The 16,941-nt window shown below is 35.8% G+C and carries 15 protein-coding genes; 4 read left to right on the forward strand and 11 right to left on the reverse strand.

The window, feature by feature from the left end:
• Nucleotides 1-238: 238 nt before the first annotated feature.
• The 7 genes from ACJ2A9_RS07680 to ACJ2A9_RS07710 all read right to left on the reverse strand — a co-directional run bounded on the left by ACJ2A9_RS07680 (nt 239) and on the right by ACJ2A9_RS07710 (nt 10,290).
• The gene (locus tag ACJ2A9_RS07680) at nt 239-1,471 is read right to left on the reverse strand and encodes a DUF438 domain-containing protein (protein ID WP_441421050.1); all 1,233 of its coding nucleotides are present in this window, start codon (nt 1,469-1,471) and stop codon (nt 239-241) included.
• Between the two features lie 221 nt (nt 1,472-1,692).
• Entirely contained in the window at nt 1,693-2,142 is a 450-nt protein-coding gene (locus ACJ2A9_RS07685; RefSeq protein WP_441421051.1) for a flavodoxin, read from the reverse strand.
• Between the two features lie 15 nt (nt 2,143-2,157).
• Entirely contained in the window at nt 2,158-3,057 is a 900-nt protein-coding gene (locus ACJ2A9_RS07690) for a WD40/YVTN/BNR-like repeat-containing protein (RefSeq protein WP_441421052.1), read from the reverse strand.
• A gap of 220 nt (nt 3,058-3,277) precedes the next feature.
• Complete coding sequence (locus ACJ2A9_RS07695; RefSeq protein ID WP_441421053.1) at nt 3,278-4,300, reverse strand: MBL fold metallo-hydrolase; 1,023 nt, start codon at nt 4,298-4,300, stop codon at nt 3,278-3,280.
• Nucleotides 4,301-4,410: 110 nt separating this feature from the next.
• Nucleotides 4,411-7,941 (reverse strand): AAA family ATPase, encoded by a 3,531-nt coding sequence (locus ACJ2A9_RS07700; RefSeq protein ID WP_441421054.1) that lies wholly within the window; start codon nt 7,939-7,941, stop codon nt 4,411-4,413.
• Nucleotides 7,938-9,218, reverse strand: coding sequence for a metallophosphoesterase (locus ACJ2A9_RS07705; RefSeq protein WP_441421055.1), 1,281 nt, complete (start codon nt 9,216-9,218; stop codon nt 7,938-7,940). Before ACJ2A9_RS07705 ends, ACJ2A9_RS07700 begins: the two co-directional genes overlap by 4 nt.
• 79 nt (nt 9,219-9,297) lie before the next feature.
• The gene (locus tag ACJ2A9_RS07710) at nt 9,298-10,290 is read right to left on the reverse strand and encodes a TRM11 family SAM-dependent methyltransferase (RefSeq protein ID WP_441421056.1); all 993 of its coding nucleotides are present in this window, start codon (nt 10,288-10,290) and stop codon (nt 9,298-9,300) included.
• A gap of 170 nt (nt 10,291-10,460) precedes the next feature.
• On the opposite strand from ACJ2A9_RS07710, the gene ACJ2A9_RS07715 reads away from it, so the two are divergent.
• A complete protein-coding gene (locus tag ACJ2A9_RS07715; protein WP_441421057.1) occupies nt 10,461-10,889 on the forward strand; it encodes a pyridoxamine 5'-phosphate oxidase family protein in 429 nt (142 codons plus the stop codon).
• Nucleotides 10,890-10,938: 49 nt separating this feature from the next.
• Here the strand turns inward: ACJ2A9_RS07715 and ACJ2A9_RS07720 are convergent, their stop codons facing one another.
• Nucleotides 10,939-12,105 carry a TraB/GumN family protein gene (locus ACJ2A9_RS07720; RefSeq protein ID WP_441421058.1) on the reverse strand — a complete coding sequence of 389 codons (1,167 nt, stop codon included), beginning with the start codon at nt 12,103-12,105 and terminating at the stop codon, nt 10,939-10,941.
• A 206-nt stretch (nt 12,106-12,311) separates the two neighbouring features.
• Between ACJ2A9_RS07720 and ACJ2A9_RS07725 the strand changes: the two genes are divergently transcribed.
• Entirely contained in the window at nt 12,312-14,147 is a 1,836-nt protein-coding gene (locus ACJ2A9_RS07725; protein ID WP_441421059.1) for a UbiD family decarboxylase, read from the forward strand.
• A 44-nt stretch (nt 14,148-14,191) separates the two neighbouring features.
• Here ACJ2A9_RS07725 and ACJ2A9_RS07730 read toward each other — a convergent pair whose 3' ends face one another.
• Together ACJ2A9_RS07730 and ACJ2A9_RS07735 are read right to left on the reverse strand one after the other, a co-directional pair.
• Complete coding sequence (locus ACJ2A9_RS07730) at nt 14,192-14,503, reverse strand: hypothetical protein (RefSeq protein ID WP_441421060.1); 312 nt, start codon at nt 14,501-14,503, stop codon at nt 14,192-14,194.
• A gap of 36 nt (nt 14,504-14,539) precedes the next feature.
• Nucleotides 14,540-14,662, reverse strand: coding sequence for a DUF4023 domain-containing protein (locus ACJ2A9_RS07735; RefSeq protein ID WP_441421061.1), 123 nt, complete (start codon nt 14,660-14,662; stop codon nt 14,540-14,542).
• A 179-nt stretch (nt 14,663-14,841) separates the two neighbouring features.
• On the opposite strand from ACJ2A9_RS07735, the gene ACJ2A9_RS07740 reads away from it, so the two are divergent.
• Both ACJ2A9_RS07740 and ACJ2A9_RS07745 read left to right on the forward strand, forming a co-directional pair.
• Nucleotides 14,842-15,354, forward strand: a complete 513-nt coding sequence (locus tag ACJ2A9_RS07740) for a YobA family protein (RefSeq protein ID WP_441421062.1) — start codon at nt 14,842-14,844, stop codon at nt 15,352-15,354.
• A gap of 155 nt (nt 15,355-15,509) precedes the next feature.
• Nucleotides 15,510-15,692 carry a hypothetical protein gene (locus ACJ2A9_RS07745; protein ID WP_441421063.1) on the forward strand — a complete coding sequence of 61 codons (183 nt, stop codon included), beginning with the start codon at nt 15,510-15,512 and terminating at the stop codon, nt 15,690-15,692.
• 169 nt (nt 15,693-15,861) lie between these two features.
• Here ACJ2A9_RS07745 and ACJ2A9_RS07750 read toward each other — a convergent pair whose 3' ends face one another.
• Nucleotides 15,862-16,830, reverse strand: coding sequence for a 3'-5' exoribonuclease YhaM family protein (locus ACJ2A9_RS07750; protein ID WP_441421064.1), 969 nt, complete (start codon nt 16,828-16,830; stop codon nt 15,862-15,864).
• Between the last annotated feature and the right edge of the window lie 111 nt (nt 16,831-16,941).

The following is a 16,941-nucleotide window of genomic DNA, read 5'->3' on the forward strand; positions in this document are numbered from 1 at the left end:
CGTTTAATTCTGCGCAATACCTTTTAAAAGAAAAAGTACAGCGACTTGTAATCTGTATAACGTGATCGCTTATTAGCGACAAGAAATAATATATCATGTTTTTTTGTTCTCTGCAAGACCATTTTTGCATTGAATAGAAAAAAATATATTACTTTATTTTCAGACCTAATTAATTTACCACAACTAAAAGGAATAGACAATCCCTAATAGTTGTGGCCTCATAAACCGCAATTTGAACTTAAGATAAGATTCTTTTTTCACCTTCTATTTCTTTAATAGGTGCAATGTTTTGTGAGAATTCAAGTGTTCCCATATACTTACCATTATCATCTCTAACAGCGAAGTAACGTATATAAACATATTTATCTCTAAATTTGATCCAGAAATCCTCGCTATCTTTCTTTCCTGATTTGAAATCTTCAAGAAGTTCCTCTACAACATGTGCGCTTTTCGGTGGATGACAATTTTGAACAGTACGGCCAATTACAGCTTTTGTTCTTGGGAAGATTCTCTCTTTTCCATGAGAAAAATAGCGTACGATATCTTCATGATCAATGAAGGTAATGTCAACAGGTAAATGATTTAAGACTAACTCTAATTGTTTTAATGATAAAATTCCTGTCTCCATTTTGATATATCCTTCTGAAATTGCCTTCTCGTCAATATGCTTTCTTTCTGGTTTCCATTCTGCTTCTGGCTCAGTCAAACAAAACCCAATTTCATCACTCTCATGAGCAATTTTTACCCATTCATCTTCTGTAAAGTTATTCAGCGCCATAGGGAAAAGGATGTTTTCTTCCCGATAGATCATTTCATTTACTTGATCAATTACATATTGTGCAATGTCGAGTATCTCTTTCTTGCCTCCGCCATAGTTTGTTAACTTATGTTTTAATTCTTTAATTGCATCTCGAATATAATCATCAATTCTCCACATATTTGTTGACGGACCGTAAATTCCATATTTCTCTAGATACGGGAAGATAAGATGCTCTTTACGATTATAATGCTTATCAATATCAAGTAGGAGATTACAATCTGCTATAAGCTTGTAAATATTTTCTGCAGTATCCTCTTTTGCAAACTGTTGTAAATTAGGTTGAAACTTAAATTCAATCAACTTTTCTATTTCTCTATTTTCTAATTTAAATGTATGAACCGGGTGACCAGGCTCATTATGGGGATATTGTATATCAACGATTTTCCCTTTGAGTAGTGACATATGAGCATCTGATAGTCGTTGTACTTCCAAATCAGGAAAATCTCTTGTTTCTAAAATTTCACGTTGTAATTGAGAAAGATGTGCGACCTCCTCAACAGTAATTTTGCCAATCGTCTTATCAAAACGGTCTCTTACCTCTTCCTCACTCTTCCCATTATAAAGCTCTGAAAATATTTGCGTTATTACATCTAAACGTTCTGATTTTTGTATGTTATGCTGTTGTTCACGATTATTAATCATTTCACTCATAAATTTATTCTCCTTTGTTATACGACTATAAGTTCCAACTAGCGGTAGTGAGAACCCTTCTCATATTTATAAAGTAACACTTTTTAAAGTTAGAGGTAGTGATGACTGTCACAAAACTATTATTAAATAGAAAAAAACACATTTGACAGCCTAGTCAAATGTGCTTTTTCAACTTATTTCAATCCGTTTAAATTTTTACCCAATTACAGAGTACCTTTTTATTACCCTTTAATTTTTTTCCCAAATTCAGTTCCAAAACTTTTGCAACGATCTTCATCTTCATCTTCCGGGAACATTTCTACTTTTAATCCGGGTACTATAAGTGTTCCTCCTTTTTCTTCAATCATTGATTCTAGTAGGTCAACTGCTCCACAATATACTTCATAAGATGTTGATCCAGATCCAAATACTGCACAATGCTTATCTGATAAATCAATTCCCGCCATATCATCATAAAAATCTAAAAACTCATCCGGAAGCTCGCCCTCTCCCCATGTATAAGCACCTAAAATAAACGAATCGTATTCATTCAATCTATCGGCGTCTATATCAGATACTTCATATCGATCAAGTTCGATTCCTTCACTTTTTAAACCTTCTTCTATTAAGTCAGCCATTTGCTCTGTATTCCCTGTCATACTTGCATATACCATTAATACGGTGCTCATCATATTTCCCCCTAATATTTAATGTATAAAATTATTCACTTCTGCATTTGCATACAGCGACCCATACAATCCTGCAACTAGAAATTCATTTTTGTTATTTGACACTCTCCAGCCATGACCGTGAACATATGCACAATGAGTTACTTTCTTCTCATCTAAAAATATTCGTAAAACCTTACCTACACCGGTTCCATCTTGGGTGGTTGTTGTGTAAAGGAATCCACTACTTTCTGAAAGGTCCAGGTAACAATTTTCTTCCGTATCACTTTCACATCGTTCCCATTTGTATTGGTTTAACCTTGCGTTATCTCTACAAAACTCAATACTTCCATTACATCCTTTGCTCGTTCCAATAGCTGTGATTATGTACTGCTTATGTTTGATCATTGATGAGATCATTCGTTTATCGTGCTTTATTCTAACCATGTGAAAGCTTAATAAATTTAATTTCCAAATCCCACCATATTTCTGATGTATTTTTGTTCCAATGTATACAAAACTATTGTCAAGTAAAATAGAGCGGATTGAAGGCTTATATTTCAAAGAATGAAAAGGATGAACGGTTTTCCATGTTTGACCAAAATCATGAGAGAGAAACAAAATATGATTACCATGGGTTACAACAGTTCCATCTTCATTACAGCAAACACTCCAGATAGGACCTAATGTCTTCATCTTTTGGGTCGTCCACGACTTACCATAGTCTAAACTCCTAATAAAAGTTCCTTCATCACCAACACCATATAAGATATCACCACTACACTTTAAATCTAATATCCGTGTATCCAACTGAATTATCTGTTGTTTAGATCCATCCTTTTTAATAAGAATAATCCCTTTATTCACAGCCAAAAAATAATCCCCATTATTTCCTCGTGTTACTGCTGTCGCCCCTAATAAACATTCGGATATCCTCATTGAGTTTACTCTCCTTAATTTAATGGTGTGATTTGAAAAATCTACAAATTCTTTCCCCTCCCAACCATTAATTTTGATTATCATTATCAATTACATTTTTATTTTAATGAGAATGAGAATCGATGTCAATATAATTATTTAAAATATTACAAAAAAAAGAACAGGTACACATTCATCTAATTTTGTACCTGTTCTCCATTTTTTTATTTTTTTAAACATCCTAAACAACTGAATAATACCAAACATTATTTTTTACCTTTTTCTCTATGTCATGTCTTTCCTCAAGCACATCCAAATGACCAATAATTTCTGACATCACTAATGAAAATTGGTTTTGATAACGGTGTTGATACAATGTCTTTGCAACTTCACTTCCTGTTGAAATGCCTTTTTCTATAAGGTCTTTGATTTTCTGTGACTTTTCCTCAATTCTTGCTAGTCTCATCTCAATAAGTTTATTTGGGTTTTCAATAATATCACCATGCCCTGAGAAAACAAGATCCATATTTAAATTCAAAAAAGATAATAACGAACTTTTATAATCGCTTAAAGTATGCATTCTTTGTCCAGAATGATCAGGTTCAACGATGGCATTACTAGAAATATGTTCAATAAGATGATCACCGGCAAAAGCCCATTTTCTTTTTTCATCAACAAAAGCTATTTGATCTGGTGCGTGCCCAGGGAGTTCAAAGACTTGAAAATCAAAAATCGACATACCACCTTTCAGAGAAATTATATCCGGATCTAGTTTTAAATGATCGTTTTTCTTTTGCATCGTTCTTAAATAATGAACATGCTTCTGACCTTCTTTTCCGCAGTCCATTTGGCGGTAAAGCTGATCAAAAAAATCAATTCTCATAGTTAGAAAGTCGGCATCCCTTTTCACACGCGGTATCGAATTTGGGTGTGCATAAACCGGAATGGGGTGTTTCTCTGTAATCCGGTTAACTAGCCCGACATGATCAATATGATGGTGCGTTAATAATATTTCAGAGACATCTGTGAGGCTAAAACCATTGCCCTCTAAAGTTTTCATTAACTCATTCCAACAACTATCTACTGGTGCCCCAGCATCAATAAGTGTCAGCGACTTCCCATGCCTTATTAGATAAAAATTATACGTTCGAAGGCCATGTTCGGCTTCAACACATATTGGATACACTGTGTATCCATCTCGTTCGATCATTTGAATCGTAATCACATCCTTTATTACTTGCAAATCATCAGAAGATTTGGTCAATTCTCCGTTTATTATAGCAAAGTTTAATCAGAAAACGGTATAAAGCTGCTTAAAGCTTCTCAGAAAAAAACAGACGTTACACAGCAACGCCCGTTTTCTTGTGGTTTAAGTTATAGCACTCCCGCAGTCTCAGTTGTATTCATTTCATGTAATTGATACTGCTGTTCATTGGATATTTCTTTCATTAACTCGAGAATTCGGTAGTGATGGGTGAAAAAAATGATTTGTGTTTGTTTTGATAATTCAAGCAATACTTTCAATGTTTCTTTTGAACGTTCATCATCGAAATGGACCAAAATATCATCAACAATAAATGGCATCGGTTCATTTTCTTGCGTATACTTCTCAATGCTAGCAATACGTAAAGCTAAATACAGTTGATCGGTTGTTCCATCACTCATTCCTGTAATCTCTACCTTTTCATCTTGATTACGAATCCCCATAATGACTGGCTGATCTTTCTCATTATATTCAACAGTAACACCATCAAAAGATTGTAATGTCAGTCGATGAAAAATTTCACTTGTCCGTTTCATGATTGGACTTTGATTTTTTTCACGATAAAATTCAATCCCCTTTTTTAACAGTAAGGAAGCAAGCTTGTGATTAATATATTGATCCGTATAATGTGAAAGCTTTGCTAAAACACTTTGCTTTTCTTCAGCAGCACTTACAGAAGCAAAATTCGCACCTTCAATTTTTTCTGTATATTCCTTTTTAATCACTCCAAAGGCTTGCTCTGTTTGTGAGCGTATAGTATCTAGCTCATTTCGTTTTTTCGTTAACTCTACTAGTTCAATATCAATCGAATCTTTTTCAACATTGTGAGCTTCTTCGATTAATTCGTGAATCGTTCTTCCATTTACAAGCTCAATTAATTGCGACTCTATTTGCTCAATTCTACTGCCATTCTCAATTTTTTGTTTAAAAAGAGAAATTATTTTATCAAAATCCTCCATAGCATGACAATTTGCTAGAACCATTAACTGATTTAAACTATCCTTTGCCTCTTCAATTTCAAATTCTGCTTCTTTTTTATATCCTTCCTCGCGTTTTACCAACTGCTGCAGATTCGTCATGGTTGCCTGATCTTCACGAGCCTTTTGAAGAGTTCCATATAATTCATTCACCGCGAGATCCATGCCATGGTCAACTACGGTTGAAACAGTAAACAGCTTCAAACCTTTTACTCGTTCTTCAAAACCAACAATACGTTCTTTCATTGAAGCGATTTCCTCTTCCATTTGTTTCATATCGTCGTAGTCGCAAACACAGGAATCATACATTTCAAGTAACTCTTTTATGATTGTTGGTGAGGATTCTTTTGATACAGTTAATCCATCCAATGCGTTCTCCCATTTTTCCTTCCATTGCTTAAGCTGCCCAGACAATTCTTCCTTTTTTCCTTTAATGTGGGTAAGCTTTCCTTCTAATTCTTTTTTCAGTTTAAGCAAATTGTTTTGTTCATTTTTTTGTTCTGTTAAATGCTTTCTTGTTTTTTCTGCTTGTGCAACAAGATCTTCAAGTGATAATCCTTTTGCTATAGATGATTCCGTCGCTAATGCTTTCTCTAAAGCACCGGTAACCTCTTTTAGTGTATCTTCTAGCTCTCGCTGTTCTGTCTCAATTGCTTGTTTTTCACGAATAATGGTGAGGATTGACTCATATTTTTCCAGCCATTCTAGCATTTCTTCCGGAGATAACGGTTCACGAGTAATCACTTTCCAATGATTTTTCCATTCTTCATCCCATTGTTTGATTTTCTCTTCAATTTGTCCTTGCTCTTTTGTAAGTGCAATAACCTTATTCTCGCTTGTTTCAATATCAGCAATAAACTTGTTTTTCTCACCTAGCTTTTCCGCTTCTCTACGCATTTTGTCTGCTATATCGTCCGTTTCATAAACACTTTTTTCAAATGCATGATCAACTGGTAATCCGTTAGTGAACGCTTGAAGCTTAGCATCCTCAAATTCACCCGTATTTAATTTATTACGAATCACTAACCAACCTGCATCACGATGGTTTCGCGATTGTTGCAGGATTTCTTCTGTTGGAATATCGGCAAGAGATTCTAACTCACGAATACGCTTTTCATTTGCTTCAATGGCTGTTTGCTCTGTCTCAGTTTTTTCCTGCACTTGTTGCAATTCATATGAAAAATGTTGGAGCTGTGTTTGGTATTTTTTCACTGTTTCCTTTAAGTTTGGCACCTTTAATTGTAAAAGTTCATCACTCGTCCCGCTCCATAGTGGTAACGCTTGGATAGAATCCTCAATGTCCTTCTTTAACTGGATTTGTTTTACTTTTTTTTCTTTTAGAATTAATTCTAGTTTCCCTTCACGTTTTACTTTATCGAGCACAATCTCAAGCTCATCAACATCAGGAACTTCTCCTATTTCTTCCAACTCTTTGATTACATTGTTAAGTGTACTTTCTACCTCTTCAACATCTTCAGAGGCAGCTTTATATTTTTGGTCTAATAACGGTTTTTGTTCACTTAATTCACGAATTGTTTTCTTTTTTTCGATTGACAATCGGTACCGCTCAATGTTTGTAAGTTCTACCTTTGTTGCATCAATTTCTTTTAGAACAGCTTTTATCCTTTGTTCTAATTGTCGGTACTCACCTTCAATAATTGGTAATTTCTTAACATCCTTTTGATAACTATCGACTTCACGATATAAAGACTCGATCATCGTCGCTTGATTAATTAGTCCATCAGGAATCGAAATTTCCTCAAGCTGATTTTTAATATCTTGCAGGTTTTCTTCTGCCTTTTTCTTTGCTTTTTGTGCTGATGCTAACTTTTGATCATTTTCTTTACGGATCTCTTCAATATTCAGAGGCAGATCAGGTACCCCTTTTAGGTCTTCTCGTTTTTCTAATAGCTCTTTTCGCAGTGCTATTTTAGGTAGTGTCTGTTTTAACCGTTCCAATTTCATCTCTTCACGGCTTAATGCTTTTATTTCGTCTGATAAACGCTCGATTTCTTTTTTATCATCGTGATACTTCCGTTCCAGATCTTTCCATTCTTGGATTTTCAACTGCATATCGGACATCTTTTTTGTAATTTCTTTTTCTTCTTTAATTGCTTGATTGATCGTTCTCGTTGATCCACCTTTTACATAGAGATCACGTGATTTATTTTCTAGTTCATCTAAAACATTTCGTAATACATTAAACCCTGATGCTGCAGAAAAAAGACTTTGACCAACATTCCCGTCACTTTGAAATAAGCTTTCTCCGCCTTCACGTATCCGAACATGGTTAAGAGCAAACATATTGATAAATTGATTCTCAGAAATTCCGTTTAAATACTCATAAACTTTCTTTTCATCTATTGGATTACTATCAATGTCAAGCACTGTATTTTTTTGTCCTTTACGCCTGATAAACTGGAATGACTCACCATTCTTATTTTTTAACTTCCCTTCAATTCGCAGCTTTTGATTACTATGCAGAAATGAGTCAGGTGTTGATCTCGGAAATCCGTATAAAAAATTAGGAATTGAACGTAGGATTGTACTTTTTCCTGCTTCATTTCGTCCATATAATAGGTGGAAGTTTTTTGTTTCGTCAAATTTCAACTCATAATCTGTAAAATGGCCGAATGCACGTAACGTTAAATAATCAAATCTCATGATGGTTTTTCCACCCCCGCCTGTGTTGTTAAATAGTAGAGGAGTAAGTCTTCAACTTCCGGTAGCCTTTTCGTAAGTAGGTCTGTTGACTGAAAATCAAAACTTTCCTCACTACTTTTAAGCTCTTGTGGTAAAGCGTTTTGGAGATCCTTAAACTCTTGTAGCAGCAATTGTAACGTATCTGGATCATTAGTTATTTCCTCTAGATATTCGAGAATATTAGCAACTGGTGTATGTTGTTCCTTTAGTTCCTCAATATCAATCAACCTGTTTGTTTCAATTTTTATTTTCTCAATCCACACATCACCATAACCAACTTCTAATGCCGTCGAACGCAGATTATTAATAATGTGATCTTTTTCAACAATGAGCCGTTGATGGATACTTGTTGCCCCTATCACACGTATTCTAACTGCTAAAAAACGACCTTCATTTTGTTGATACAATCGTTCTAGTTGTTCACGAGCCTTTTCGATGACTTCATCAATTGCTTTGGCATCTGATGCATCAACTTCACATAATTCCCATCTTAATACATCTAGTGAATGGTGTTCATAGCTATTAATTCGACCGTTCTTTACATGGACAATCGTACAGCCTTTATTCCCTGTTTCCCGAATATGTCGTCCTTGGATATTACCAGGAAAAAGGATAACCGGGTTACTTTCTTGTAACACTTCCCGTAAATGGATATGCCCCAATGCCCAATAGTCATAGTCTTTTATCCGTAAATCCTCAAGCGAGCAAGGGGCATAAGTTTCATGGCCTTCTCGCCCTGTTGCACTTGTATGTAAAATTCCAATATTGATATAGCCTTCTTTCTTTGCTGGGTAGGCTTTCGCCAGGTTTTCTGTCACAGCTCGTGATGAAAACCCTTGGCCATGAAGTGCTACGTTATATTCCTCTATCGTTTCAGTGATTGGCTGATCAACTGGGAATTCAATAACATTATTTGGTAGTTTTAACTCTTTAGTAATCAAACTTGCTGCATCGTGATTGCCACGAATAAGGAAGACAGGAATGTTTTCTTTTTGCAGTCGACTCATTTGGCTTACAAAAAACAAACCCGTATTGTAATCCTTCCAGTCTCCATCATACAAATCACCAGCTATAATTAAAAAGCAAACCTTTTTTTCAATTGCAAGATCGACTAAATTGCGAAAGGCATCTCGTGTAGCATTTCGAATTTTTTCAACTGGTGCACCTTCATATTTCTCCAAACCTTTTAACGGACTATCAAGATGGATATCTGCAGCATGAATAAATGTAAAGTCCATGTTTCCCCCTCCTTAATAACAACTCTTTATACCCTAGTTTTAAGTTCAAATTAAAATCCCCTTCAAAAATACAGATTTTTCAATAATTAGTCATAATTTTATCATTATTTTTTATACTTTCACAAACTAGCACTTGCCTAATGACCTTCCCTTTCTTAATTTCACAGCGGTCTTGAATTATAAATCCTGCCTGTTTAATGATATTATCAATATTTTCAATTGTGACAACAACAACTCGATCGGCAAATTGCTGGGCACATTGTAACATTTCAAACCATTCTCCCGGTGTAATGACAGAACATAAATTATAGGGAAGATCAATAATTGCTATATCATATTTTTCTTTGACATCTCGTATATCTCGTTTCACAACATCAGTTTGATAGCCAAAATAAGCAAGGTTTTCACGCGCTCCTATCAGCGCGAGCGGATTAATATCACTTCCGACAATGTCAATTCCCATCGATTTTGCCTCAACAAGAACCGTCCCAATTCCACAGCAAGGATCAATAACTTTAACCCCTTGAATACGTGGAACAGCAATATTAACGACCGCTCTAGCGACACGCGTACTTAATGCAGTGGAGTAGTCGTTTGGTTTTCTTTGGTGGATGTGCCAAACTGATTGACCCTCAAGATAGTCACCAAAAACCCATTGATCACCTACGCTCATCAACGCAAATACGCGGGTAGGATCTTTTAAATTTACTTGTCCGATTATTTGCAAACCTGTTTTTCGCTCTAACAAACGTCGTTGTTCGTATGACACTTTATCCTTCTTACAGACATTTGGATTATGAACAAACATAACCTTAAATGTAGCATCTTTAACATGAAAACTTGCTAGCTCTGTAAGAAGTTCTTCAATACTTCTTTCCTTAAAAAGAACAGCTATTCTTTCTCTCATAAATGGACTTCGACTCGGATCAATTGGCAATGAACTTTCAACTATGCTTGATGATGTATCAAAACCAAAAAAAGCCCGCATCTCAAGCCTGCATAATGAGTGTTCTTCCTCACGGTACGTATATGTATAAAGATATGATTTATAATTAAGATTAACATCATTCAAATGATTCCCAACCTTCTCTTTCTATTTTCGTTCTAAATGGTGAAAGAACTAACGGTAAAGCAAATTTTTAAAAAAGGAGCTAGATTTTTTCCAAATACCAGACTTTCTTTTGATACTATAGAATAGTACATACAATCATTACATTTTTCAAACTAATTGAGGTGAATAATATGGATCAGCAAGCAGTAAATGACGAAATATTACGAATTTTAACAAAGCATCGAATTGGGACACTATCGACAATGAAAGGAGACCAACCTTTTGCTCGTTATATGATTTTTCGAAATGAGGAATATACCCTTTATACTATTTCCAGTAAGAAGACAGAGAAAGTTCAAGACATGTTAAAAAACGATAAAGTCCATATTTTAATAGGATTTGAAGGGGGAGGGTTCGGAAAGCCGTATATTGATATGACAGCAGTTGCCACCATTCATGATGAGAAAGAATTAAAGGATCGCTTTTGGCATGATAATTTCCGTAAGTATTTAGAAGGTCCTGACGACCCTAATTATATCGTTATTCGCTGTAAACCAAAATCGATTCGTTTAATTAATCACCCTGCATTAGACGGTCCTTATACATTATCATTTACGTAAGATAACAAAGGCCTTCGTCAGAATACTGTCGAAGGCCTTTCATCATGAATTATAAATTTTCAAGGAACAACCTGATTACATCTGCTCCTCCAATAAATGTTCCCAGTGTACTTCCTAAATTAGTTAGAACAACTACTAGAAGAATTCGGGTTACTTTGTTATCTCTAAATCCTTTGATCGAGTAGACATCCTCTGAGAGGGTTTCAAAATCTGCCACATTCGGCCTGCGCATGGCAGCCTGTACAAATCCTGAAAACCAGCCCGCAGCCATTAATGGGTTCAATGAACTTAATGGTGCAATAACAAAAGCTGTAAGAATGGCTAAAGGATGACCAAACGCTAATGCTGCCCCAATGGCCGAAAACGAACCATTCCATAGAACCCAGCTAACTGTTTGTTGAAAACCAGCAGAAGGGTTTGCATAAAATGTATAAGCTATAATACTTAAAATAATAAGCGGGATCGTCCAAGCAATAATTCTGGGTGCATTGGATTTCGGCGGCACTTTCGAGATTGCTGCCAAATCATGCTCTTTATGAATTTCAGTCTTGATACCGGGAACATGCGCTGCCCCTAGTACGGCTACAACCTTCTGCCCTGGTGCCTCTTTAATTTTTTGCGCCAAATACTGATCGCGCTCATCTATCAATGGAACCTTTAATCTTGGAAACGTTTCTGTAAATTCATGGAGCATTGAATTAAGCATATCCTGAGATTTTAACTTTTCCAGCTCCTCCTCTGAGATATTTTCCTTAGAGAAGATACTCGCAATCAGTTCCATAAGCAGCTTAGCCTTCCCCCAAAGCCCAATTCCATTCCAAATTCGCGAAAAAGTAATTTGAATGTTTCGATCAGCTAATACAAGATCAGCACCAATAACATCCGCTGATTCAATTCCTTGAATCATTTCTTGTCCAGGCTTAATCCCGAATTGCTTTGCCATTCGTTTTTGAAACGAAGAGATAACAAGGTTCATTAAAAGAAGACTTGCTTTCTTTTCTTTAATCACCTTAAAGATATCCATGTTTTTCCATTTATTTTCATCCATAATGGACTGATAGCGTTGTTCATCAAGTTCAACACAAACAGAATCCGGCTTTTCTCGTTCAATGACTTCTTTAACCTCTTCGGCACTTCGCTTTGATACATGTGCAGTTCCTATAAGGATAATTTCCTTACCATTCATATTTATTCTAGTAATATTTTGCTCTGACATATATTACCTTCCTTTTAAGGGTTTCATTATTTATGTAACTATACAATTATCATTCAAATTGGAATTAATTTCAACAATTTTTACTAGCATACTACTTTTCCACACTTCATTGAAGATTTCCTTTAATAGTCGGTACAATAAACCTTTTTTTTGATATAATTTAACGAGTGCAATTGATGAAAGTATACTAAATAGGAGATATCGTTATGTATCAAAACCTAGAAGAATGTATTTTAGACTTAGAAAAACATGGACATTTAATTCGAATAAAGGAAGAAGTTGATCCTTATCTTGAAATGGCAGCCATTCATTTAAAAGTTTATGAAGCAGGTGGTCCGGCACTATTATTTGAAAATGTGAAAGGCTCAAAGTTTCGAGCGGTATCTAACATATTTGGTACTGTAGAACGCGGAAAATTTATTTTTCGTAAAACATGGGATCAAGCGGAAAGTGTTATTGATCTGCGTAATGATCCTATGAAAGCACTAAAAAACCCATTTACACATGTTAGTACAGGGTTAGCAGCATCAAAGGCTCTACCGTTAAAAAAATCGAGTAGTCAACCCGCCACTGCCGAGGAAATTACGATTTCCGATCTTCCACTGATCCATCATTGGCCTGATGATGGGGGAGCGTTTGTGACATTACCACAAGTATACTCGGAAGATCCTGATAAACCTGGCATTATGAACGCAAATTTAGGAATGTATCGTGTTCAGCTTAGCGGCAACGAGTATGACCTTAATAAAGAAATTGGTTTACACTATCAAATTCACCGGGGCATTGGCATTCACCAGGAGAAAGCAAATCGATTAGGAAAACCGTTAAAAGTAAGTATATTTATTGGCGGACCTCCTGCACATACGTTGGCAGCAGTTATGCCGTTACCTGAAGGCTTAAGCGAAATGACGTTTGCTGGTTTGCTTTCAGGCCGTCGTTTCCGATACAGCTATATTGATGGCTATTGCATTAGTAATGATGCGGATTTTGTCATTACAGGCGAAATTCATCCGGGTGAAACAAAGCCTGAAGGTCCGTTTGGTGATCATTTAGGGTATTACAGCTTAACTCATGATTTTCCATTAATGAAAATAAATAAAGTATATGCAAAACCAAATGCAATCTGGCCATTTACAGTTGTTGGTCGTCCTCCTCAGGAAGATACAACATTTGGTGCGATTATACATGAACTGACTGGTGACGCAATCAAACAAGAAATTCCTGGTGTAAAAGAAGTACATGCCGTTGATGCAGCTGGAGTTCATCCGCTACTTTTTGCAATTGGAAGTGAACGTTATACACCTTATCAATCGGTGAAACAACCTGCTGAATTGCTGACAATTGCCAATCGAATTCTAGGGACAAATCAACTAAGCCTTGCCAAGTATCTCTTTATTACTGCTGAAGACGGCCAACCGTTAGATACACATAATGAAGTTGACTTTATCACTTACATTTTAGAACGTATTGATCTTCACCGTGACATTCATTTTCAAACGAATACAACCATCGATACTCTCGATTATTCAGGAACTGGATTAAATACAGGTAGTAAAGTTGTCTTTGCGGCGTATGGCGACAAAAAAAGAGACTTATGCATGGAAGTCCCTGAACAATTAAAGGAATTACGGGAATTTGAAGGTGCACGTTTAATCATGCCTGGGGTTGTTGCAATACAAGGGGCGAAATTTTCTAATTACGAAACTGCCCAAAAGGAAATGGAAGCGTTAACCGCTGCGATTCGTTCAAGAGGATCCATCCCTACATGCCCAATGATTATCCTTTGTGATGATAGTCAATTTGTAAGTGAGGCATTAAATAACTTTTTATGGGTGGCGTTTACCCGAAGTAATCCTTCCCATGACATATACGGGGTTAACAGTTCGTATGAATTCAAGCATTGGGGCTGTGATAATGTGATCATTGATGCAAGAATCAAGCCACATCACGCACCGCCACTGATTCCCAATCCTGCCGTTGAAAAAAAGATTGAGCGTCATTTTGCAAAGGGCGGCAGCTTAAGGTCAGTAAAGATAGATTAAATTGATGTTAACAGCAGTTCCGATTTCGGCTGCTGTTTTTATTTTTATTTTTTGTCTTTTTGTCGATAAAATTGTTCAATAACATTCGAACTATCACTATGTTGAAACTCCTCAAGTCTTTTTAAGGAAATCTTATATTTTCTTTCTTGTTTTTTTCGTGCTTTATTCACCATTTTTTTCATATATGTTTTTCTTTTCCCCATAAGACAACTCCTTTCTTTGTCTGAACAACCAAAGTAAGTCGTACATTTAACATATTCTGTAAAAAGTTGTCCTATGTTACCTTTGTCGTATTTTTTCATCATATTGTGAGAGATCATAAAATAATCAATAAGCAAACCAAAAAGACCACCCAAAATGGTGATCTCCCTGTTCTTTTGAATGCAGTTTTATTAAGGATGTCCCTTACTTGGCAGCTTTGTCGCCGGGTCCCCTTTTCCTTGTCTTTTTTTATTTTGTTGATCTTTTTTCTGTTTTTCATGTATTTTTTCTACAAACTCATGTGTGTTTTCCATTAGATATGACTACCCCCTCATTTGAAATAGAGCAATTTTTTATAAAAATGCCAACACCTATACTATGTCACGAGAGTGGTTTAATCATTCATCCATTTACACAATGGTTATTTGTAAGGTCATTAATTATTTGTAACCTTCTAAACGAAAATATCGTCCTATTAGTAGGAGGTGTTTTCATGAAAAGAATATATTCTTTTTTACTTATTTTGATTATGGGTATCTCGTTATTAGCTTGTAATTCTGCAGGGGACAATCAGCTTGATGATGAACTTCAAGGGTCTCCTCATTTAGTTGGTTTTATTACAAATAAAGATGACCATCGCATTCTAGTTGTTAGCTCGGAAGCACAAGATTTCAGTTCTACTGGGGGTGTCAGTGAGTTTTATGACGCTGCTTGGGTATCAAATGTAACTGAAGATGTAGAAATTGGAATGGAGGTTGAGGTTTGGTTTGACGGTGCTGTTGCAGAATCTTATCCGGCACAAGGATCGGCAAAAAAAATAAATATTCTCCCACCTATTCATCCCGAAGGTGCAACTTTAAATAAAGCTGAGGCGACAAAAAAAGCCCTTGAACAATTGGCTAATGATCAATATGATTTGATGATTGTAAAAAATGTAACATTTAATGCAGATTCACTTGTTTGGGAACTAACGATTAACGAAACTAGCATTGAAATTGGTGAATAAATGATCTACTCTACTCCAGTGCTTAGAGAATCTCTAGGCGCTTTTTCTATTTGTACAGAGTATTTCTAACAATCGGAAAAGGCTGAATTTAAAAAGGAGGTATGAAATCAATGTGATAGTTACATACTAAATTTTGGAATGGGGGTGTGAGGCAAATGGCAAACAACAATAATCGTAACAACCGTAATAACAACAATAACAACAATAACAACAACAATGAGTTAAATGTTGATAATGTTAATGCGGAATTTGCAAACGAAAATGACGCGCAAGATCTAAACAATCGTAATAATCGTAACAACAACAACAATAACAATAACAACAACAACAACAATTAATCAGTTGCCTTACAAAACATATTAGATGTAAGAAGTTGTGTCGTTACGAAAAAACGTACATAGGGGATCTCCTTATGTACGTTTTTTCAATTCATATAACGTACGGTTCAAAACTGTATGTTTGAGTACACAGGACAAAGTTAATCAAACCGTCCATATGGATTGTCTGTCACCACTTTTGTTTTTTTACTCGTGTTTCTAATAGCTTAGACCAGTCTGACCATTCATCTAACTGTGTATTTTCCATAAGTGAATATACAGCTCCTAGCTTTGTGTCTAGTACCACAATAGCGTGAAGAGCAATCGCCTCTGGGAGGATGGGTTCCACTGGACTGCCATGTTCCCCCTTCCCATGATGACTCAAGATCAGGTGCTCCAATGCCTCTACTTCAGAACTATTTACATCAATATCTAATCGCCGCGCTGTTTCTCGAATCTCGTGTGCCATACCAACAATATGACCAATCATTTTTGCTTTATCAGTCACATTCGTAATGGTTCCTTGTTGAACATGATAATCTTTTATCTTTGCCAAATCATGCAAGATTGCTCCACCCAATAACAAATCAGCATCAAACAAACCTGGATACAGTTCGATTACCAATTTAGCTACTTGTAACGTATTGAACGTATGCCATACAAGTCCACCATATACTTGATGATGATGTGTCGAGGCTGGGTATTGAACAAGGAAAGGGCGATAAAGACGATACAATTCATTAACAATCAAATAAAGTTTATCGTTTTTCATTTTGTCGATTGTCTCTTCAATTTGCTTGAAGGCCTCATCCATCGCTATGGGTGCATGTGGGATAAACTCACGGACCGATATTTGTTCATCATTCTGTGGGATTACAATGTAAAACACTTTCATATCAAGTGCCTTTTGAAATTGTCTCGTCATCCCTTTTACTAATACGACCGCTGGCAGCTCCTTTTGAATGATCTCAAAAAATTGTAAATCTTTATCAGTTAAATCCCATTTTCGCGCCTTAACTTCTCCAGATGCATCCGCAAGTGTCATTTCAAAATAGGGACCATTTTTCCCTAGCTTCGATTGAATGTTTGTTAATAAAAAATACTCTTTGATTGTCTGATTCACTTCTAAATTTTGAATAACTCTTCTCAGGTTACTCACCACCTATCCCCATTTCACTTGTTCCTATCTTATGAAAAATATTTTTATACATTATATGCCTCTCTTTAATTACCTATGAAATCTCATTTCAAATCCTTTAAAGTCTATTAA

The organism is Anaerobacillus sp. MEB173, from assembly GCF_052119505.1.
In the GTDB taxonomy this organism is placed as follows: Bacteria; Bacillota; Bacilli; order Bacillales; family JBJMAU01; genus JBJMAU01.

Bases quoted from the DNA above. Each gene is read 5' to 3' on its own strand.
- ACJ2A9_RS07680 (WP_441421050.1), bottom strand. From the start codon at position 1,471: ATGAGTGAAATGATTAATAATCGTGAACAACAGCATAACATACAAAAA.
- ACJ2A9_RS07685 (WP_441421051.1), bottom strand. From the start codon at position 2,142: ATGATGAGCACCGTATTAATGGTATATGCAAGTATGACAGGGAATACA.
- ACJ2A9_RS07690 (WP_441421052.1), bottom strand. From the start codon at position 3,057: ATGAGGATATCCGAATGTTTATTAGGGGCGACAGCAGTAACACGAGGA.
- ACJ2A9_RS07700 (WP_441421054.1), bottom strand. From the start codon at position 7,941: ATGAGATTTGATTATTTAACGTTACGTGCATTCGGCCATTTTACAGAT.
- ACJ2A9_RS07705 (WP_441421055.1), bottom strand. From the start codon at position 9,218: ATGGACTTTACATTTATTCATGCTGCAGATATCCATCTTGATAGTCCG.
- ACJ2A9_RS07715 (WP_441421057.1), top strand. From the start codon at position 10,461: ATGGATCAGCAAGCAGTAAATGACGAAATATTACGAATTTTAACAAAG.
- ACJ2A9_RS07720 (WP_441421058.1), bottom strand. From the start codon at position 12,105: ATGTCAGAGCAAAATATTACTAGAATAAATATGAATGGTAAGGAAATT.
- ACJ2A9_RS07725 (WP_441421059.1), top strand. From the start codon at position 12,312: ATGTATCAAAACCTAGAAGAATGTATTTTAGACTTAGAAAAACATGGA.
- ACJ2A9_RS07735 (WP_441421061.1), bottom strand. From the start codon at position 14,662: ATGGAAAACACACATGAGTTTGTAGAAAAAATACATGAAAAACAGAAA.
- ACJ2A9_RS07740 (WP_441421062.1), top strand. From the start codon at position 14,842: ATGAAAAGAATATATTCTTTTTTACTTATTTTGATTATGGGTATCTCG.
- ACJ2A9_RS07745 (WP_441421063.1), top strand. From the start codon at position 15,510: ATGGCAAACAACAATAATCGTAACAACCGTAATAACAACAATAACAAC.